Origin of the sequence: Streptomyces sp. NPDC047002 (genome assembly GCF_040704505.1) — a bacterium.
Lineage (GTDB): Bacteria > Actinomycetota > Actinomycetes > Streptomycetales > Streptomycetaceae > Streptomyces.
The window spans coordinates 84,477-103,424 of the sequence record NZ_JBEYWC010000008.1; the positions used below are offsets into that span (position 1 = coordinate 84,477).

Genomic DNA, 18,948 nt, shown 5'->3' on the forward strand with positions numbered 1-18,948 from the left:
TTGCGGACGTAGTCCTTGGTCGGGAGGACTGGACGCGGGCGAGGATGTCGGCGGACCGGCCGAGGCATGGCCGTGCTCAAGGTCGCGGGCTTGGAGATGGCCGGCGCCGACGATGGCCAAGCGCATGCCGCCTGAGCAGGTGAAGACGTCGGGGGCCATCGCGGAAGCCTACTTATTCTAGGTCAGCGCCACCTTCGGGTTCTTCAGGTCGCGGAAGACTTCGGCGGCGTAGGACATCAGGTGCGAACGCGGCACCAGGTCGAGCAGTTGTCCAAGAAGGCGCGAGGGGCTTCCTGATCGATTGACGAGGGGTAACTTAGTCCGGTGGACGATCAGGCTGCTGAATCACAAGACGACGCCCCCGTCACGAGCCGAGAGCAGGACGCCGTACGGATCCTGCTCCTGATCGACGGGGCGAGCGAGGCCCCGACCGAAGCCGACCTCGCCGACCCGGGACTCACGGACGCTGTGGGCGTTGTCCGGACGCAGGTGAGACTGCAGAAGCTGGACTTTTGGCTCCGCAATCCGGACTACCTGGCCGATGAGCTGCTCACCGACTACGAGAGCAGCCAGGAGCCCGGCCTCCTGCGGTGGGCTGGCCGGATCTTGGACTCGGAGGAGCCGGAGGTCCGCCGATACCCGATGCTGCGCCACCACTTCGGCGCGTACGAGCCGCTGGACGACGCCCTCGCTGTGCTGCGCAGTGCCGGTCTTGTGGTCCGGCGGCGCCGGGGCACTGTCAACCGCGTCCGCCAGCACGACTACTACCTGCTGAGCGCCGGTCGGCAGGTAGTCCACGAGATCGTCAGCTCCGCGCCCGCATTCACGTACTACGTCGACAGGGTTGCCCTGGTCATCGCTCTCGCCGACGGGCTGGGGGGTAGCGATTTGAAGGCCCGGCAGTACCTGCAGCGCGAGTACGCCGAGACAGCGCGCGGCACACGGATCGCTTCCGTGAGCACACAGGCACGGCAGCGACTGGATAGGTTGCGGGCTCAGGCACAGATGAACAGCGTGGGGGCGGGGGAATCGTGAGGGGCACTGAGGCGTCACTGGAGTCCAGGATCGCCGTCGCTTCGAGGGCGACCGTCGAGAATGTTCGCGACGTGTTCAACACGTACGGTCTTCCGCTGGTGAACACTCCGGCCCGGCCGCGGGGGCTTCGGCTGCATCGGCTGCGGGTGGCGGGTGTGCGCACGGGAAGCCTTGACCCCGGTCGTTTTGACACGACCTTGCGTTTCTCCGCAGGGCTCACTGCCCTGGTGGCCTCGAACTTGAAGGGCAAGACCAGTGTCCTGGAGCTGATCACCTGGTGCCTGCGTGGTGTTCCCCGGGGCCTGCAGGCCGGAGTACGGCACTGGCTGACCGAGTTGGACCTCGACGTGGTGGTCGCGGGGCAGCCGATGGGCTTCCGGCTCGACCTCAGGGACGGGGAGATCACTTCTGCTGTCGTTCTGATGGCTCCGGATGTCCAGGCGCTTCAGGCCGTGCGTACGCCCGATGCGGCACGCGACGTCACGCCCGCGGTCAGGGCCGACAGTTCGGACAGCTACGCCAGCCGGGTCCAGGCCCTCATGATGGACCGGCTCGATCTGCAACCCCTGGTCAACTCCTTTAAGGAGACCAGTACGCAGACGCACGGCTGGCCGTCGTACTACGGGGCGATCTACCTGCCCGCCGGTGGGGACAAGGCGCTGCTGGGGGACCAGATCATGAGCGGTCTGCCAGGCCGGCTTTTGCAAGTGTTCCTGGATCTGCCGGCCGCGGCGACCCTGACCCGCGTCAAGACTGCCTACGACGTGCGCACCGCCGAGTACAAGAACCGTCGGGTCGCGGCGGAAGGGGCAGTGAGCGCACGCCAGGCCGAGCGGGATCAAGTCGAGGCCGACCTGGGCGCGGCTCGCGCACGACTCGCGGCCCTGGGTCCGGCGGACGACGGAAAGTCGCTGGCCGAACTAGCCGTAGAGGCAGCCGAACTGGCCCGCCAGGTCGCCGACTCCCGGGAATTGTGGGAGGAGTTGATGCAGGCGCACCGTAGGGCACGCAAACAGCGGCAGCGCGATGCAAAGACCCTCAACGATGTCACCGAGAGCGCCACGGCACGGGTGCTCTTTCACGGTCTGGACCCCAAAGCCTGTCCCCGCTGTGATCAGGAGATCGCTGAAGACCGCAAGTCCGAGGAGCGGCACTCGCACGCGTGCGCCGTATGTTTGCGCCCCGTCGCAGGGGACGACGAGACGCCCGAGGAAGTCACCGCTGAGGCCAGCCAACGGCTGTCGGAGTCCACCGTCGCGGAGACGGAAGCACGCCAGGCGCTGGAGGAGGCCGAGGCATCCCTTGCCCGCCTCACCCACGATCTGGCGGCCGTCGAGGACCGGCTGCGAAAGGCCCGCGCCGTCACGCAGCTGCCTGAGCGGCTGTTGGCGCAGGAAGCAGTACTGCGGCTGGAGGGCGCGCTGTCGGTGTTCCCGCAGCTTCCGGCAGTGACCGAAGACCCGGTCGAGCAGACGACGATCAGGGTCCTGGAAGCTGGCACCCGGGTACTCGAAGGCGACAGCAAGAGCGCAGCTTCTCTCCTCTTCGCGGAGGTCAACAAGGAGATCCTGCAGCTCGGACGCAGGTTCGGCATCACCTCTCTGGAAGCAGTGGAGATCGACCGCGCGGCCCGGCTGAAGGTCGTCAAGGACGGCAGCGTCGAGGACTGGTTCGGCAAGCAGAGCGCGGGTGAGCGGCTGCGTCTGCGCATCGCCGTGGTGATCGCGCTGCTGCGGGTAGGTGCCCGGCACGGGATCTCCACACATCCCGGTCTGCTCCTGATCGATAGCCCGAAGGCCGAGGAGGTCCAGGACCTGGATGCCCACACCCTGCTGCGGGAGCTGTTCATCCTGGCGGCGGAATCCAACCTCCAGGTGCTGATCACTACCGCAGACTCGGTGTTGGCCCACGACGTGCTCCGAGACGATCGCATCCTGGAAGCCGCAGCAGGCAAACCGTTGTGGTGACGGTGAACACGCCGCCGGAGGGAGGCCAGTCATGACGCAGCTCGCCGGCCGGTTGAACGATCTGGCGGACTCCGGCCAGATGATCACCTTCGAAGCGGTGGGCCTATCCGAAACCGTGGTACACGGTGAAGTCGAAGAGGTCGCATCCGGCCCCTATGCGCCACTGCTCGCTGAGGCCATCACCCACGCCTTCGACCGTGGCGATCGCGTATGGGACCAGGCGGCGGCGCAGTTCTCCGCCGGCTTTGCCCGGCAGCTCAGCGTCCTGCACCTGACCTCGGCTCTGGAGACGCTGCTCGGCAGTACGAACGCGGCGAAGGCCCTGGCCAAGCCCCTCAACGGAGCCCTCCTGACCGGCCTTTTCGACGCAATCCAGTCCGTGCCGCTCCTGGCGGCCGCGCGGCTGGAGGGAGCAGTCCGGCTCGCCGTCTCCAAGATGGTGAGCCCCATAAAGGTGTGGGGCACCCTCGAAGAGCTGGACACACACGGCCCCGAGGACTTCCTCGAGCGTCTTCCGCGCATTCTCGGTCTCGCCCTGGACTGCTGGTCCCAGGACGAACAGCTCATCACCGAGACCGTGCGCTCCCTGCTCACCCAACTTGCCGGCGACGAAGCCAGCGACGTCGACGCCTTCGTGGAACTCGGCTGCGACCACCTGCGATCCGCTCTGTCCGCGCGGTCGTTGGACGAGGTCAGTGAGCACATCACCACCGCCCGGGAATGGTTTAACGCGGCCGAGGCCGCGGAGGAAGCCCGCCATGACGCCCAGGTGTACGCGGTTGTCTGCGACGCCGTCCTCGCCTTCACCGCCGGGAACGCGACGGCAGTCGCCACGGCAGCGGCGCGCCTGGATACGGCGCTGCACCGCAGGGACGCGGGGCACTGGGGCATGCATCAACCCGCATGGCTGCAGCCTCAACTCGCGGCGGAAGTAGCCTGGGGCCGACTCGTCCTGCGCCTGCACCGTGCCGCAGAGCTCTTGCAGGACGACGTCTGGATGGAGCCGTGGACGGCCCTGGACGACGTCCTGAGTGCCTACAGCGCATCCCGCACGGTGCGCCCGCTGGGCAGTCGAGACGGCTCAGGGCTCGCCCTGCTGGTCGAGCCCGCGATGGAAGACTCCTTCCTGCGGCGCCAGGCGCTGCTGGCTACGCTGCGGCGTGCCGCTACTGCACCGGAACAGCACCCCGGGACCGGCTTCGACCACCCAACTGCCGCAGCCCTGGTGGCCAACATCGATCGCCGTATCGCCTCCACGGCGACGCTGGCCGGGCGCGAAGCCCACACACCTGCCGGGGACGGCGCGGATGAGAGCGACCCCTCGGAGAACGACGTGGAACGCGCCTACCGGTTTGCGCCCACCACCGTCAGGAAGCTCGGCATCGATGTCGCCTCCGCCCTCGCACGCAACATCAGCGACGATGACTTGGTAAAGATCGACGGCCTCACCTACACCGAGGACCTCGCCCGGCTACGCAACTCCGACCCCGTCGTGGTGCCCTTGCTCAACCGGTTCCTGGCACAGCTGAGCTCCTTCCCCGACTTCACCGGTGAGACACGGCGCACCTTTTCCCTTTTGGTCGAGCAGACCTTGCTGTTCCTCAAAGCGGCAGCCGATCTCGATACAGCTACCGCGTTCGGCGAGGGCCGCTTCGACACCCACAACAAGAGGGTCCGGATCCGGGACTACCGGCGCCGTTTCAACAAGGCTGACGGCGACGCTGTACCTCTGGAGAACGACCTCCAGCATCACTTCTTCCAGTGGCTGCTCACCGGACAGCTGGGGACTTTGGCCCAGGTCGAGCCCATCAACCAGGCCCTCGGCCGAGCCGATGTCCTCGTCAGCTTCGGACCTCTCCGATACCTGACAGAGATCAAGAAGAACCCGACGAGCAGTGATCGGGACTATCTGGAAGGGAAGTACCTGGCGCAGGCAGCCGAGTACAGCAACACCAACGTCCCGTTCGGACAGCTGCTGGTGCTCGACCTGACGGAGAAGACAAAGGCCGGCAGCCTTCGCGTGGACGAGCTCGCCTGGGTGACCTCGCACCGGCCTCCAAGCTCCACGGTGGAACGCGCCGTCGTCGCAGGCATCGTCACCGGGAACCGCTTTACTCCAAGCGATTTCTCATAAAGTGAAGTTGACCAGCCCGCCCGGAAGTCCCGGGTAGGGTCTGCCATCGACTCCGGACTCATCCTGGTGTGGGTCTCCCTCAACCCATCGCAGCAAGGCCACATGAGGGCCATCGCCTTACATCAGCAGAGAACTGCCGGATCCGCGCTCGCCGTGGACCACACGCTGCCACACCGGCGCGGGCACCTGTGCCGACAGGAGAGTGTCCAGCGCGTCCACACCGTCCTCACGGACCAGATCGGATGCCTCCTCCTCCACGGGGAAGTCTCCCTGTAGAGCGTCGCAGCGCTGGCCCCCGTTGCTCAGATAGCGCCCGTTCACAGTGGAGCTCCACCGCGGCTTGATCGACTCGGCGATCCCTTCGAGCTGTGCGCCGGCCAGCAGTGGCTTCACCCAGGCCCGCGTGTCCTCGTCCACCCAACGGGCCCAGCGGTCAGTCCGGGCAGGACGCGACGGGTACAGCCCCACCACGCACACCGTGCTCGCCTTGCACTTCCAGCACTCCCGGTTCAGCGCCAGAATCCGCAGAGAAATAGTTGCAGCGCATCCTGGCGGCACCGCATCCGTAATCCAGGGGTTCGTGCCGAACTGGTCGCTATCATCCCAGCGTTCACACCGAAACGCGACGGCCTGGCACACCGGGCACTGGACGGCCCGCTTGCCGTTGTCGTCGGGGACGAGAACACCAGACCCGGCCCCCACCTGAACCGAGCACTCCATGCACGGGCCCGCAAACCGATTGGCTGCGAAACCGTCCGTTCCAGCGTCGGCTGGCTGCACGGCGGCGGCCCCGCCTTCGCGCGGAGCATCGGCCGGGCAGTACACCTGCCACCGGTCCCCCCGGCGGACACGGACACCGGCGCCTGCTTGTACGTACACCTCGCAGTGCCCGGCCGCGCACACCGCCGCATACTTGTTTGAGGGCAGTCGACCCATGCTCCGCTCCCCACGTCACTCAATCGATCACAATTCGCTGGCTCCCGGGCGATCCACCCGGGAGGCCCGCTCACAGTAACCACCATCAAACCGCGTGCTGCCGCCGCACCTGGTGTGATCGTCGGGTCTGGTGCAGGCTCGGGTGACAGGTTGACCTGCCCCACTGTTTGAGTTCCAGCTCGGTGACTAACTGGCGGCGGGTAGCGTGCCCTATGGGTAGGTTCCACTCTCGCTTCAAGGCCGCTCAAGACCGTCCGCGGCCACCGGCTGTCCGACCACGGCAGGCCTGGAGCAGGACGCCGCTGGTGTTCAGGCGGAAGCGGGCCATGGGAACGCTGACGCCGGCTGCGGCTGCCAGGGTGGCAGCATCTGCTCCGGCGTAAGCGTGGCGGAGCAGAAGCTGACGGGGGAGCAGCAGGCAGCCAGCGAGTTGGCTTCTCCTTCCTGTTCTGGGTCGCATGTGAAGAAGGTGTGCCCCCCGATCTGCTGCAGTTCGCGAACCTCATGGCCGAGCAGGACATGAGCCAGTTCATGGGCGATGTCGCTCTTGGTGCGTGCAGGCTCATTGCAGGGGTTGTAGACGGCTACGGTGCGGCCACCCGGCAGGTGGAAGGTGGCCGCGGAGAACGCGCCGGGCTGCAGTGCTTCGAGCTCTCGGAGGCTGTCCATGCCGACCAGTTCCTGTGCGTCGACCACCTCCACGCACAGGTGCTCAACCAGTTGACGAATGTCTGGGGAGGCATCGGAAGGCACACCGAGCTGTGTGCGCACGCGGTCCGCCAGCCGTTCCGCTTCTGACTTGAACCCTCGTCGCACTTCCTAGGCCCCTTCCTGGGGCGAGCGGCCAACGTCCGAGGCCACGAGTTGGGTTCCTGGGCATCACCCCCAAGCCCGACCTCAACGGAACTTGAGCAAGCCCTGAGCAGGCCCGGGGCGGCGAGGCGGTGCCACGCCGAGGAACGCATCCATGTGAGCCAGAAGAACACCTCTCGGCGCGGTCGGTCGGAAGCCGCGTTGAGCTTCAGGGCCAGGTCCTCGTGCAGCCCGAACTCGACTTCCAGCAAGGCCACCAGTTCCGTTCCCCCGTCGGCGTCAGCGATGGGCGGCGGGTTCGCCGGGAGCGCGGTCCGCCAGGTCAGGGATCGTGCGAGGGCGATCCGTTCGCTCACGTCCCAGCGGGCCAGTTCGGCTAGTTCAGCATCGGTGTGGCGACCGGGGAAAAGGGCTCGCGTCGTCTCGGCCGACTTCCGTTCGTCCTCGGCCCGGCGCTTCTCCAGTGAAGCGAGGAAGCCCGGATCGAACGACCACAGCACCGGGCCCATCCGGAGTGGTTCCGGGAGGGGAGAGGGGCGGTGGGGGCTTTCCCTGGCGGCGGTTCTTCTCGGTCTTCCCGACCCAGTGGTCCGGGTTGAAAGCCGGCATCTGGTCGGACCCGGTCAGCAGGCCGGCGCTGATGTAGCCGATGGTCGTGTCGCTGGGAACGGAACAGCCGGAGACCACTCCGGCACTACGCAGGATGCCGTACGGGCACGCGCCTCCTCGTGGAACTGATGCTCGCTACAGGCCGTGCCAGGGGTGAAGCGGTGCACACCACGCCGTTCCAGCTCGGCCAGGGCCGGGCTGACGACGGTCAGGGCATCCCTGAAGCGAGGGTTCCCCTTGCGGCCCCCGTAGGTTGCCTTCGCCGTACTCTCGAACACTACGTGCCAGCCCAGATTCAACTCGGTTACCGCACGCTTCTTGAGGTACGGCTCCCAGGAGCGCCGGTTCCGCTCAGCCACACTGCTGGTCACCTGTGTGACCTCAACTGCCCGATCATCGCCGCCCATAAAGTCGAAGCGCCCGTCGGGGGCAGCGCGCACCTCGTGGAAATCACCGCACCGAGGGCAGCGGTCATACGGTTCGACGGTCTCACCCGTGCAGTACCGCAGGACGCCTGCCGCCCTCAGTTCCACCGGATCACTTGCTCGGGGCATGAGCCTTGTCCGTTCCGGCAGGCTCGTCCCAAGGGAGTACCAGCTGTTCCAGCGGCAGACGGGACAAGGTCTTGAACAAGTCGTCCCGGCGGTACCCGAGCCCGGCGGCAAGCAGAATTCGCACGTGCTGATCCAGTGCCTCGATCATGGTCGAGGGCACGCCGACGGCCTGCGGGATGACCCACGCATCCCGCAGGAGCAGCGCCAGATCGGTATCGCCAACCGGCAGATGGACATGCAGCTCCCACGGAGGGACGGTCCGCAGAGGGCCCCGTACCGCCCGGCTCCGCCGCGCGAGCACGCGCCGACCGGCCACTTGAAGAGCACGCAGCACCGCCATTTCGGCCATGGCCGCCGCCATGGTCTCACGAGGGCTCTGAATCATGATTCTCCTACTGGATCGCGGAGGCGTGCCGCGGTTGGAGGAACGGGATCAGCGGGGCCGGCAGCACGGCGGGGGATTCGAGAAGCTCCCATTGGCAGTCCGTTACTTTGCCGTCGAGGTCGCGCAACGACCGCCGCATCATCAACAGGATCAGGGAGTCCGACGCCCGGTCTGTGGGGGACCAGTGGCGGTCTCCGACCTGGGCCATCAGCACCAGCCCCGACACGAAGGCTCTGCCCATTAGCCAGGCGAGGGCCGCGTCGCCCAGCTCGCCGGCGTCGAGCTCCGCCTCGACCCGTGCGCACAGGTCCAGTGCCCACTCGCGGGTCGCCCCGCTCACCTCCCAGGCGTCCCGCAGGTCTTCCAGGGTGGCCGTCTCCGCCAGACTCAGCAGGGCGCCGCAGACGTCACCGTCTGGAACGGTGCTCATCCCGCCGTCCGGGAGGAACACCTCCTGGGCGGCATCAGGGACGTCATCGACCGTGTACTCGGCCAGTGACGCCCCCGGGTTGCCCCACCCCGTCGGCTGCACGGCCCGCAGCACGTCACCGATCCCTTGCGGCGTGACGGCGGCACCTCCACGCAGCACCGTGGTCACCGCGGCAGCCGTGACCTCCCCGCCAGACAGGCTCGGAGGTTCCGGGTTCGTGTCCAGGTCGGCCAGCTCGGGAGGGGGCCAAACCACCCCCCGGTCACGCATGTTCCGGGCGATGCCCTCATCGATCCGACGAACCCGCGCGGGAACGAGCCGCACCCGCTGTCCCGAGGCGACCACCTCGTCGGCGATGCGCTCCGCCCACTCCTCCTTGTTCTCACCCTCGTCCGGACCTTCCTCGCCGAGCCCGGCGCCCAGGCCCCGGACCGCCTTGCCGAAGGCGTCCCGCACGGTCTTCTCGGGCACCGGGTGCCCTTCGCCGAACAGCGCCAGCGCCAGATGAGAGGGCCGAGCGCCCCTCCGCGCCAGCCGGGCGAGCGCCACGACCAGACCGAATGCCTCATCGTCCGGAACCGACGTGCTCCCGCGCCCGCGGCCCAGCGCCCGCTTCGTGTGTCCCGGCAACAGCCCCGCCCGCCGCCACGACGCAAGCTGCTTCGCTGACACCACGAAACCGTGCTGACGCGCGTGCTCGACGAGCTGCTGATCAGCGGAGCCCGGACCAGGAGAAGACATGCCGCGAACCTACCTACTTCCGTCGGAAGAGGCCGTGCCTTCGGGAATTAGAGACCCCCCACCTTTACCCGGGCCCGGCGCACCGGGCCTGGTGACCTGGGGGAACCGCCGCAGCGCACGGCCCGGCGACACATTAGGAGGAACCATGCTCACTGCACTGACCGCCCTGCTCCCGACCACCGGGCCCTTGCTCTGGGTTCTGATCACCATCCTGCACATCTGGATCACCGTGTACGTCGTCATCGTCGGAGTCGCCCTGCTGCACCCCCGCAGCTCCCGCCGGAGGGAAGCCCGCCAGATCCTCGGCTGCCACCTCCTCATCCTCAGGCCTCTGTGACCCTGCTGGAGAAGTGACCGCGCGGTTGTGGCAAGGGCGGGCCCCGGCCCTTGCCATCCGGATAGGCTGGTGTTGCCTTAACGGATGTTGGTGGACACGAACGTCGACAACCCGGACCGCCGGGTGCGGCTGAGCTTCCTGGGATGACCCGCGGCGGCCGCCGTCCGCCAGGAAGACCGCGGCGGTCACCGGCGCTGAGGCGCTGCCCCGCTGTAGCGGGAGTGCCCGAGGTACCAGTCGGCGTGCTGCAGAAAGCAGTACAGGCCGTCGGCCCAGCGCCGGGCGGCCTCCTGTGCGGCGGGGGAGGCGTGGTGGCGTGCCATGAGGGCGGGCAGCGCGGCCCGGGCGGTCTCCATGTCCCGCAGCCTCGTCTCGATGCGCCGGACGGCCAGGACCGCGGCTTCCGGCAGTGTGCAGCCGGCCTGCCGTCCGAGGATGAGCACAAGGTTGTGGACACCGCCGGCCGCGTGTTCTTTCGCGGCCGAGAAGATGTCGTTGGTCCATGCCGCGATGTCGCAGGTGATGTGGATCAGCTCGTGGAAGAGGTCGGCTTCGTACAGGTACGGGGGGAGCCGGACCGATTCCGACAGCTCGATCAGATCGAGCTGGCACTGCGTGCCCGTGCTGAACCGGCGAACCGCGCAGTAGTCCTCCAGCGCCGGGGGGAGGCGCTGCTCCCGGTCCTTCGTCTCGGCGCTCAGCGCCTCGTAGTAGGCGTCCAGATGCGCTTCGAACAGCGCCCACTGGGGGGAGGACATCCGCTCGCGCATACGGGCCGCCACGTCGCCGTAGGCGCCATGGATCAGCCCCGCCAGGTCGGTGGGCGACGGTGCGGTTCCGCCGGGCTCGGTGGAGGCGCGCAGCGGCGACTTCACGGCGTTGATGAACTCCCGGGTGGACGTGAGGCGCAGGCCGGTCTTCCCCGCGTCGACGAGCTCGTCGACGAAGAACAGCCAGGCGGTCAGATCGGCCGTGAGGGCGAGCACGTCCGCGTCGGCGTGGGGGAAGGCGAAGGCGGTGACGTCGTGCAGGCGCATGGTCTCCGGCCGGCAGCTCAGCTCGACCAGCCCGTATGCGCGCAGCCAGTCGGTGTGCCTGCGTTCGACCGTCTGCCGGGCCGGGTTGACTTCTCCCTTCAGAAGGGGCGGAAAGCAGGGGAGTACCGCTTCGACCACTGAGGTGTAGAGGTCGTTGACGGAGTGTTCTTGCGCGCCCTCGGTGGTGGGAATGTCGTCCTTCATGATGGCGTTCTCCTTGCCGGGCTGGTGGAGCGGCTCGGTCCTCGACGAGGTGCCTGGCTGCTGTTCAGGCGGTGCGGTGGGTGACTGCTTCGGCCATGTGGCGCAGTGCGGTGGCGACGGCCTCGGGCAACGCCGGCTCGGCCAGGGCCGCGAGGGCCTCCAGGCGCTTGGCTTCGATCAGCTGCTCCATCTGCTCGCGCGCGCCCGTCGTGATGAGGATCTCGCGCACCGCCGCGGCGCCGTCGTCGTCGAGGTGCGGGTCGCCGACGAGGCGGTGCAGTCGCTCGCGCGCGCCGGGGTCGGCGCGCGAAAGCGCCGCGGCCAGCAGAGGGGTGGGTTTGCCCTCGCGCAGGTCGCCGAGCGACGGCTTTCCCATCGCCGGGGTGTCGCCGAAGACACCGAGGATGTCGTCGCGCAGCTGGAACGCCTCGCCGAGGGGGACGGCGTAGGCGGAGCAGGTGTCGAGGACCTCCTGGTCGGCGCCGCCCAGGACGGCGCCGAGCTGCAGGGGCCGCTCGACGGTGTATCTGCCGGATTTGAGTCTGTTGATCTCCAACGCAAGCTCGAAGTCGGTGTTGTGGTGGCCGGTGGCGAGGAGCTCGACGTAGCAGCCGGTCAGCGCCTCTGTGCGCAGTGTGTCCAGCAGCGGGTGTGTGGCGCGTAGGTGTGCGGTGTCGAGGCGCCCGCGGTGCAGCAGTTGGTCGGACCAGGAGAGTGCCAGGTCTCCGAGGACGAGGGCGGCGCTGTCGCCGAACCACGCGCCGGCAGCGCTGCCGGGGGATGCGGTGAACTGCGTGCGCAGGGCGTGGTGTGCGCTCGGGTGGCCGCGGCGGGTGGTGGACCGGTCGATGATGTCGTCGTGGATCATCGCGCCGGCGTGGAAGAGTTCCACGGCGGCGGCGAGGTGCAGGACGTGCGGGGGCGTGTCCCGGCGGCCGGCCGCGTGCCAGCCGATGACGCACAGCACCGGGCGGATGCGTTTGCCGCCTGCGTCGACGAGCGCCCTCAGGTGCTCGACGAGGGGACGGGCCCTGGGGTGGGGGATGGTCTGGAGCTTCTCGTCGAGGAAGGCGTGCAGGACGGCCTCGACGCCGTGCCGGACGGATGCGAGATCGAGTGTGTCCGTGTGCGGGTCGGCCGGCGCGAAACCCGGGCGGCTGCCCGCGGTCGTGTGGCGGGGGGCTTCGTTCATGCGGCGGCCTGATCCCGGGTCAGGGCTTTCTCCGCCACGATGACCAGGTAGTTGAGCCGGTTCCCGCGGTACCCGTCCAGGAAGGGGGTCTCCACTCCGGTGCTCAGGTCGCAGTGGCGGCGCAGCTCCCAGTAGGGGATGGCCTCGGTGGTCAGGTCGTGGACGGCGGAGGGGACGAGGCCGCTGGCGGCCAGGGCGCGGAAGTAGGTGCTGCGCGGGTGTATGCGGCACACATAGTGGGAGTCGATCGTCTTGACCTCGGGGCTCGTTCCGGCAGCCGTGGCGGCGTCGTTCTCGCACCAGGTCACCAGGACGTAGCGCCCTCCGGGCGCCAGGATGCGGGCGAACTCGGCGAAGGTCTCGAAGAGGTCGACGTACATGGTGGTCTCGTTGGTGACCACGTACTGGAACGACTCGTCCGCGAAGGGTGTCGCGGCCATGTTCGCGTAGTGGAAGCGCACCCGGTCGGCGCATCCCCTGCGCGTGGCCAGCTCGCGTGAGAAGGCCAGGTGGTGTTCGCAGAAGTTCACGCCGTCCACGCTGCATCCGAAGCGGTCGTGGACCATGAACGAGGTGCCGCCCCGGCCGGAGCCCGCGTCCAGGAGGCGGGCTCCGGCCGGGGGTTCGCCCAGGCTGTCGAGGATCAGCGCGACCTGCTCGCTCTCCATGCGGTGCATTTCGCGCAGGATGAGCTGCTGACGCCGCTCGGGCGGGGCCGTCAGCACGGTGCGGTCGAAGTCGCCGACGGCGTAGTGGTGGTGGTAGAGGCCGTCCATCTCCCCCAGGAGGAGGTTGATGTCGTCGGCTTGTTTGGCCTCCCAGTGGCTGTTGAGGCGGTGCTCGTAGTCGTTGCGTACGGCGTCGGGTACCCGGGTGGGCTCAGGCGTCATGGCTTCTCCTGGAGTGGGGTCGGGTGGTGCGGGGGTGCTCAGGCCGAGCGGGTGACGATGAAGCGGAAGAGGGCGGTCAGGGCGTGGCGTGAGGGGTCGGGCACGGCGAGCTCGCGCAGGCGGGCCTCGGCCGAGGCGAGTCTCTGCCTGGCCAGGTGTTCGGCTTCGGCGCGCCCGCCTGCTCGAACGATCAGGTCGGCGACGTGATCGAGGTCCTGGCGTGCGCGGTCGGCACCGGACGCGCGGTGAGCCGTCAGTTCTCGTCCCGCAGGGGTGTCGGACGCGAGGGCTGCCAGGACGGGGAGGGTCATCTTGCCGCTGCGCAGATCGCTCAGGGGCGGCTTGCCTGTGACAGCCGGGTCGCCCCAGATGTCCTCCACGTCGTTGGCTGCCTGCCAGGCGAGGCCGAGATCGCGACAGGCGGCCTCAAGAATGCCGATCGTCGCCTCGTCCGCTCCCGAGAGGACCGCTCCGATGGCGACGGCGGCTGCCAGCAGCGCGCTCGTCTTGTCGGCGACCATCCGCAGGTACTCATCGACCGTGACGGCGTCGCCCCGCTCCATCTCCAGGTCGGCCGTCTGCCCCGCGCACAGGCGGTTGAACGCGTCCAGGAGCAGCACGAGCGCCTCTCTTGCGGGTACGGTCCCCGCCCGGGCGAGATGGGCCACCGCCGTGGCGGCCAGGGCGTCTCCGGCCAGCACCGCCGTTTCCGTCCCGTAGACCGACCACACCGTTCGGCGGCCGCGGCGCAGGTCGTCCTGGTCGATCACGTCATCGTGGATGAGGGAGTGGTTGTGCAGCAGTTCCACTGCGACGGCCCCCGGCACGGCGGTGGCGGCGTCGCCGCCCGCACACTCCGCGGCGAGCAGAACCAGGGTGGCGCGCAGGAACTTGCTCGGGACCGCGCCCGCCGACGGTGTTCCGCCGGCGGAACACCAGCCGAAGTGGTAGCCGCAGACTTCGGCCAGGTGCGGCTGCAGTGTGCCCACTGCTTCCTGGAGAGGGGGAAGGACGTGCTCACGCGCACGCGTGAGCTGAGTTGCCACGGACGGGGATGTGCATGATCCGGCCATTGCGGTACCTCCTGGCCATCGGGAGCGGATCTCTGTCGCCTGTCGGTCCCGGGCGGTGCGGCGCTCGGGCTCGTACGTGCTGACGCCGCTCACTGCCGGGCTGTCGGGGCCGGTGAGCCGCTGGCCGCCGGAGTTGGAGGGCCTGGCCCTTCGGGCGGTGAGGGCGCGGAGGGCGTCGGCCGCGGGACGGGTCGGCGACGACCGGGGGGCGTCGGCGTGAACGCGCAGGGCGGGGGGTCGGAAGCGGTGGGGAGGGGCGAGTGCGTACCCGTCGGTGGCGCGGAGGCCGGCGGTGCGGACGGTGGGTCGGTGGGAGGCGCGGCAGGCGCTCTGGTGGCGGGCGGGGGAGTGGCCGGAGTCGCGGAAGCCTCGGCTGCCGGCGGGGCGGGTAGCGGTTGCGCGGAGGGCGGACGGACGTCCACGTGCACGGTGAGCGGGCCCTGTGGCGGGGACGGGGGCTGGGGAGCGGAAGGGGGCAGGCTGCATCCGGAGAGGGCGAGGGCGCCGAGGACCAGCAAGGGGGACAGCTTGGACGCGGTATGCATGGCGCAGGCCTTTTGGGCTGGGGGAGTCAGGACGTGTTGAGGGTGCTGATCAGGACGTTCAGGGAAGCGAAGAACCTCCTGGCGCCGTGCCACAGGGACAGGACGAAGTGGCCGAGCTCGGAGGGAGCGACGGCGACCATGTAGAGAAGGATGATCAGTACGATCCAGAACAGAAGGCTGCGGGGCCGACTCAGCACGGAACTTCCCCCCTTCTGATCGTGGTGGGACGGCAGCGGGTCCCGCGGGTCCCGCGGGTGGCGCGGACGGTGGCGGGCCGGGCCCGGTGGGGTGCGGGCGTCAACGCTGTCTGCGGCTCCGCCCGAGAGCCAGGAGGGCGAGTGCGAACGCGGTTCTGCTGAAGCGTGTGTCGTGGAAACGCGTGTGGTTGTGCACGGTGAGCTGGCGGTCGGCCGCGTCGTCGAGTACGCGGGTCCCCTGGCGGGGGCCGTCGATGAGCAACCGCAGGGCGTGGAGCGCGTACTGGGCCAGCTGTTCGGCCGAGCCGACGTCCCGGGCCATGTCCAGCAGGGTGTCCTGGAGGGCGTCACGGAGACTGTCGGAGAGTTTCAGACCGGGGTGGAGATGCCGGACGGTGCCCTCCATGTTGGCGACGGCCTTGCCGAGGATCGAGACGTTGGGCGTGGTCTGGATGCCGCGGTTGGTGGAGAAGGCGAGGACGGTGGTGAGGGCGACTCCGAAGTTGAGTTCGGCGAGAGAGGCGTCGGCGACGTGCGGCACGAAGCGTGCGATGTCGGCGGTGAAGCCGCCGACATCGCTCCAGGGCGTGGGGGTGCCCATCTGGATCCATGACTGCGCGAGTGCCGGGCCGTCGTTGTAGGCCATGCCGAGCATCGTGCCGAGCATCGCCGCGCTGGTACTGCGGTCGATGCGGCCCACCATGCCCCAGTCGATGACATGGGCCTTCCCGCTCGGGCTGATGAGCACGTTCCCGGGGTGCGGGTCGGCATGGAAGGTTCGGTCGACGAAGAACCCTTTGAGCATGTAGGCCACGAACTCCTTGGCCATTTTCTTGCGCTGTTTTCGGCTCAACTCGTCGTCTTTGAGCCGGTGGGCGGCCTGCCCGTCGGCGAGGGTCTGGATGAGGACGCGCGGGGTGGCGACGAGGGCCTTGGGCACCTTGATGGTCTTGAATTCTCTGGCAGCCTTCCGGGCGGCCTTCATGTTGGCGGCCTCCCGGGTGAAGTCCAGCTCGTCGCTCATGGCGCGGAAGACGACGTCGAGCATCGCACCGGCGTCGATGACCTCGTTGAACCGCGGTGCCACCCGTCTGAACACGCGGGTGACGCGGCGGAGGACTGCCATGTCGCCCCGCACACTGTGGTGCGAGCCCGGTCGTTGGATCTTCACCACGCACGGGGTGCCGTCCCGCAGAGCGGCGCGGTAGACCTGTGCGAGGGAGGCGGCCCCCAGCGGACGCTCGGTCTCGAAGGAACTGAACGACGCACGCCAGTCGGGTCCGAGTTCTGCCTCGAGCGCCGGTGTGAAGGTGTCGAACGGGCGGACAGTGGCCTGGTCGGTCAGGAGGGCGAGTTCCTCGCGCACGTGGTCGGGGACGAAGTCCGGCCTCGTCGAGAGGATCTGGCCGATCTTCACGTACAGGGGCCCGAGCTGCTCCAGGGTGTGGCGGATCGCTCGGGCCCGCAGCTGTTCGTCGGTTGCCCCGGACTCCTCCTCGGCCCGGGTGCGGCGGTGGTACCCGCCGACCCGGGCCACCTCCCTCATCCCGAGCCCGGCCAGTACGTGGGCAGTGTGTCGCGCGCGGTGCTCAGCCACCGGGGGCCGCCCTTTCCCGCCGTTGCGATGCCGGCGTGTCGACGGGGTGAGCCGCCATGTCGTGTCCCTCAGCCGGCGTCGGGTGCCTTGCCTCGGGCACGGTCCTGCTCGATGTACCGGTCGAGCTGCACCACGAGTGCTTCGAGCATGCGATTGTTGCGCTTGGTGAGCTTGCGGGTGCTCTTTCCCTTCTTCTTTTTCTTCTTTCCGGTGAGGGCGCGGCGTGTCATGTCGCGTGAGTCGCGGCCGACGTCGCTCGCCCTGTCAAGGACGTCGTCGAGCAGGCTCTTTCGCCGTTTGGACATGGGGGATTCCCCTCTGTGGAGGTGTGCGTTCGGATCCGGAGTGGGCCGTCGGTCGCGCTCGACACTTCCGCCCGTATGGCGGCGGCGAAGCGGATCTGAGACTCCGGATGCAGCGGTGGACCGGCACAGCAGACTTTCAACTTCTAGTGACAGCTGCGCTGTGGGTAGCCGTTCGGTGAACCGCTCGTTCGACTATTCGGCACGTCCGGCGGCGGGGCAACCCGGCTGCAAGGGGGGCACGGAGGACACGGAGGGCGTGCGCTGCTCTCAGGAATCCCACCGGCGCGTGAGCCTGTGCCGAGGAGCGGGACCGCGGGGTGCCGAGGTTCCCCACGGTCGTCCGACGCCGGCGTGGATGCCTCTTCCGCCGGCCGGATTCCCGCAGCTCCGGACGACGTGACCTGCGGTCTTCGCCGCTACGGCGAAGTGCCCCGGGAAGGCGGGGCAGCCACTGATCCTCCGCCGTGCAGAACCTGTCCACCGCGCAGCCGGCGGGCCCCGGCCGGGGCACGTGTGGTGTGGTGGGTCCACGGGGGCGACCGCCGGTGCGACAACAGGCAGGCGCGCCGGAGTGCGGCGTGGAGGTGACGACGCCGAACACCACGACGCGCCTGCGTCCTGGGGGCTGAGCCACCCCAACAGGGGCACTGGAAGGGGCGATCCCCCCCCCACACGAGCCGGCTCCACGCAGCCACGGCGGTTCCCGCGACTCCTACGGCGCCCCGCCGCGGCGGAAGGACGCTCATGTCCCCACTGCACTGCCCGCCCCCGACGTCCACCGCGTCCCCCACGGCCCCCCGCGGCGCGCCGCCCCCGGATCCGCGCACGCCCGCGCACGCCCGCGGCGACGCCTCGGCCCGGGATCGGAGGCGGCCTGGCTGACCTCCCCGAAGCACCCCCTGGCGGGAGGCCCACCGCGCTCGGGGACGGGCCCCTGCCCGCGCCCACCGCCTCCGGCCTGCGAGTGCGCCGCCGCACCCGCCGAATCCATCTCGCCGACGTCCCCGTCGGCGGAGGAGCCCCGGTCTCCGTGCAGTCCATGACCACCACGCGGACGGAGGACGTGGACGCCACGCTCCAGCAGATCGTTTCCTGCGTCGCGGCGGGCTGCGACCTGATCCGGGTGGCGTGCCCGAACCGGGAGGCCGCCGACGCACTGCCCCGCATCGTGTCCAGGTCGCCCATACCCGTGGTCGCCGACATCCACTTCCAGCCCCGCTACGGCTTCGCCGCCCTCGACGCGGGCTGCGCCGGCGTGCGGGTCAACCCGGGCAACATCAAGAAGTTCGACGACCGGACAGCCGCCATCACACGCGCCGCCACGGCCGCCGGCGTACCCCTGAGGATCGGGGTGGACGCGGGATCCCTCGATCCCCGCATGATCCGGAAACACGGCGGGGCCACCGCCGAGGCGCTGGTCGACTCGGCGCTGTGGGAAGCGTCGCTGTTCGAGGAGCACGGCTTCACCGCGTTCAAGATCGCGGTCAAACACCACGACCCGCTCACCGCCATCGCCGCCTACCGACAGCTGGCCGACCGGTGCGACTACCCGCTGCACCTGGGGCCACCGAGGTCGGCACCCCTCTTCAAGGAGCGATCAAATCGGCCACCGCCTTCGCCGTCCTCCTCGCGGAAGGCATCGGCGACACCCTCCGCGTCTCCACCTCCGCGCCACCCGCTGAACAGGTGAAGGCCGGCTGCCACATCCTCCAGTCGCTCGGGTTGCGCCCCCGCACGCTGGAGATCGTCTCCTGTCCCGGCTGCGGACGCCTCCAGGTCGACATCCACCGGCTCGCCGCGCGCGTCGAGGCCGCCTTCGAAGGCTTCCCCCACCCCCTGCGCATCGCCGTCATGGGATGCGTCGTCAACGGTCCTGGAGAGGCAAGGGACGCGGACCTCGGCCGGGGTCCTGGCGCACTCCTACGAGGCCGAGCTCGACCTGTGCTCCCGCCGCCCCTCGGGGCGGC

Annotated in this window: 15 protein-coding genes and 1 pseudogene; 5 read left to right on the forward strand and 11 right to left on the reverse strand. The window is 69.1% G+C overall.

Annotated features, from left to right (window positions below; genetic code table 11):
* Positions 1 to 324: 324 nt before the first annotated feature.
* The 3 genes from AB0910_RS10730 (at position 325) to AB0910_RS10740 (ending at position 5,136) form a co-directional block, all read left to right on the forward strand.
* Positions 325 to 1,035, forward strand: a complete 711-nt coding sequence (locus AB0910_RS10730; protein ID WP_366744189.1) for a hypothetical protein — start codon at positions 325 to 327, stop codon at positions 1,033 to 1,035.
* A gap of 71 nt (positions 1,036 to 1,106) precedes the next feature.
* On the forward strand, positions 1,107 to 3,002 hold the full coding sequence (locus AB0910_RS10735; RefSeq protein WP_366744190.1) for a hypothetical protein: 1,896 nt from the start codon (positions 1,107 to 1,109) through the stop codon (positions 3,000 to 3,002).
* 31 nt (positions 3,003 to 3,033) lie between these two features.
* Entirely contained in the window at positions 3,034 to 5,136 is a 2,103-nt protein-coding gene (locus AB0910_RS10740; protein WP_366744191.1) for a hypothetical protein, read from the forward strand.
* A gap of 117 nt (positions 5,137 to 5,253) precedes the next feature.
* Here the strand turns inward: AB0910_RS10740 and AB0910_RS10745 are convergent, their stop codons facing one another.
* The 4 genes from AB0910_RS10745 to AB0910_RS10760 all read right to left on the reverse strand — a co-directional run bounded on the left by AB0910_RS10745 (position 5,254) and on the right by AB0910_RS10760 (position 9,604).
* Positions 5,254 to 6,072 (reverse strand): hypothetical protein, encoded by an 819-nt coding sequence (locus tag AB0910_RS10745; RefSeq protein WP_366744192.1) that lies wholly within the window; start codon positions 6,070 to 6,072, stop codon positions 5,254 to 5,256.
* Positions 6,073 to 6,381: 309 nt separating this feature from the next.
* On the reverse strand, positions 6,382 to 6,888 hold the full coding sequence (locus tag AB0910_RS10750; protein ID WP_366744193.1) for an ImmA/IrrE family metallo-endopeptidase: 507 nt from the start codon (positions 6,886 to 6,888) through the stop codon (positions 6,382 to 6,384).
* Positions 6,889 to 8,031: 1,143 nt separating this feature from the next.
* The gene (locus AB0910_RS10755) at positions 8,032 to 8,433 is read right to left on the reverse strand and encodes a hypothetical protein (protein WP_366744194.1); all 402 of its coding nucleotides are present in this window, start codon (positions 8,431 to 8,433) and stop codon (positions 8,032 to 8,034) included.
* Between the two features lie 7 nt (positions 8,434 to 8,440).
* The gene (locus AB0910_RS10760; RefSeq protein ID WP_366744195.1) at positions 8,441 to 9,604 is read right to left on the reverse strand and encodes a hypothetical protein; all 1,164 of its coding nucleotides are present in this window, start codon (positions 9,602 to 9,604) and stop codon (positions 8,441 to 8,443) included.
* Between the two features lie 145 nt (positions 9,605 to 9,749).
* Between AB0910_RS10760 and AB0910_RS10765 the strand changes: the two genes are divergently transcribed.
* Positions 9,750 to 9,941 carry a hypothetical protein gene (locus AB0910_RS10765; RefSeq protein ID WP_366744196.1) on the forward strand — a complete coding sequence of 64 codons (192 nt, stop codon included), beginning with the start codon at positions 9,750 to 9,752 and terminating at the stop codon, positions 9,939 to 9,941.
* 185 nt (positions 9,942 to 10,126) lie between these two features.
* Here AB0910_RS10765 and AB0910_RS10770 read toward each other — a convergent pair whose 3' ends face one another.
* The 7 genes from AB0910_RS10770 to AB0910_RS10800 all read right to left on the reverse strand — a co-directional run bounded on the left by AB0910_RS10770 (position 10,127) and on the right by AB0910_RS10800 (position 16,981).
* Entirely contained in the window at positions 10,127 to 11,182 is a 1,056-nt protein-coding gene (locus AB0910_RS10770; protein ID WP_366744197.1) for a terpene synthase family protein, read from the reverse strand.
* A 64-nt stretch (positions 11,183 to 11,246) separates the two neighbouring features.
* Positions 11,247 to 12,374, reverse strand: coding sequence for a polyprenyl synthetase family protein (locus AB0910_RS10775; RefSeq protein WP_366744198.1), 1,128 nt, complete (start codon positions 12,372 to 12,374; stop codon positions 11,247 to 11,249).
* Positions 12,371 to 13,264 (reverse strand): methyltransferase domain-containing protein, encoded by an 894-nt coding sequence (locus AB0910_RS10780; protein ID WP_366744199.1) that lies wholly within the window; start codon positions 13,262 to 13,264, stop codon positions 12,371 to 12,373. Before AB0910_RS10780 ends, AB0910_RS10775 begins: the two co-directional genes overlap by 4 nt.
* Positions 13,265 to 13,302: 38 nt before the next feature.
* Positions 13,303 to 14,253, reverse strand: a complete 951-nt coding sequence (locus AB0910_RS10785; RefSeq protein ID WP_366744200.1) for a polyprenyl synthetase family protein — start codon at positions 14,251 to 14,253, stop codon at positions 13,303 to 13,305.
* Between the two features lie 655 nt (positions 14,254 to 14,908).
* Positions 14,909 to 15,079 (reverse strand): hypothetical protein, encoded by a 171-nt coding sequence (locus AB0910_RS10790; RefSeq protein ID WP_366744201.1) that lies wholly within the window; start codon positions 15,077 to 15,079, stop codon positions 14,909 to 14,911.
* Positions 15,080 to 15,179: 100 nt separating this feature from the next.
* Positions 15,180 to 16,625, reverse strand: coding sequence for an AarF/UbiB family protein (locus AB0910_RS10795; RefSeq protein WP_366744202.1), 1,446 nt, complete (start codon positions 16,623 to 16,625; stop codon positions 15,180 to 15,182).
* A gap of 119 nt (positions 16,626 to 16,744) precedes the next feature.
* Entirely contained in the window at positions 16,745 to 16,981 is a 237-nt protein-coding gene (locus AB0910_RS10800) for a hypothetical protein (protein WP_366744203.1), read from the reverse strand.
* A gap of 934 nt (positions 16,982 to 17,915) precedes the next feature.
* Between AB0910_RS10800 and ispG the strand changes: the two are divergent.
* A pseudogene (gene ispG, locus AB0910_RS10805) lies at positions 17,916 to 18,883 on the forward strand (flavodoxin-dependent (E)-4-hydroxy-3-methylbut-2-enyl-diphosphate synthase); the annotation flags it as partial.
* Between the last annotated feature and the right edge of the window lie 65 nt (positions 18,884 to 18,948).

Bases quoted from the DNA above. Each gene is read 5' to 3' on its own strand.
- AB0910_RS10780 (WP_366744199.1), bottom strand. From the start codon at position 13,264: ATGACGCCTGAGCCCACCCGGGTACCCGACGCCGTACGCAACGACTAC.
- AB0910_RS10765 (WP_366744196.1), top strand. From the start codon at position 9,750: ATGCTCACTGCACTGACCGCCCTGCTCCCGACCACCGGGCCCTTGCTC.
- AB0910_RS10745 (WP_366744192.1), bottom strand. From the start codon at position 6,072: ATGGGTCGACTGCCCTCAAACAAGTATGCGGCGGTGTGCGCGGCCGGG.
- AB0910_RS10770 (WP_366744197.1), bottom strand. From the start codon at position 11,182: ATGAAGGACGACATTCCCACCACCGAGGGCGCGCAAGAACACTCCGTC.
- AB0910_RS10775 (WP_366744198.1), bottom strand. From the start codon at position 12,374: ATGAACGAAGCCCCCCGCCACACGACCGCGGGCAGCCGCCCGGGTTTC.
- AB0910_RS10755 (WP_366744194.1), bottom strand. From the start codon at position 8,433: ATGATTCAGAGCCCTCGTGAGACCATGGCGGCGGCCATGGCCGAAATG.
- AB0910_RS10740 (WP_366744191.1), top strand. From the start codon at position 3,034: ATGACGCAGCTCGCCGGCCGGTTGAACGATCTGGCGGACTCCGGCCAG.
- AB0910_RS10760 (WP_366744195.1), bottom strand. From the start codon at position 9,604: ATGTCTTCTCCTGGTCCGGGCTCCGCTGATCAGCAGCTCGTCGAGCAC.
- AB0910_RS10795 (WP_366744202.1), bottom strand. From the start codon at position 16,625: ATGAGGGAGGTGGCCCGGGTCGGCGGGTACCACCGCCGCACCCGGGCC.
- AB0910_RS10800 (WP_366744203.1), bottom strand. From the start codon at position 16,981: ATGTCCAAACGGCGAAAGAGCCTGCTCGACGACGTCCTTGACAGGGCG.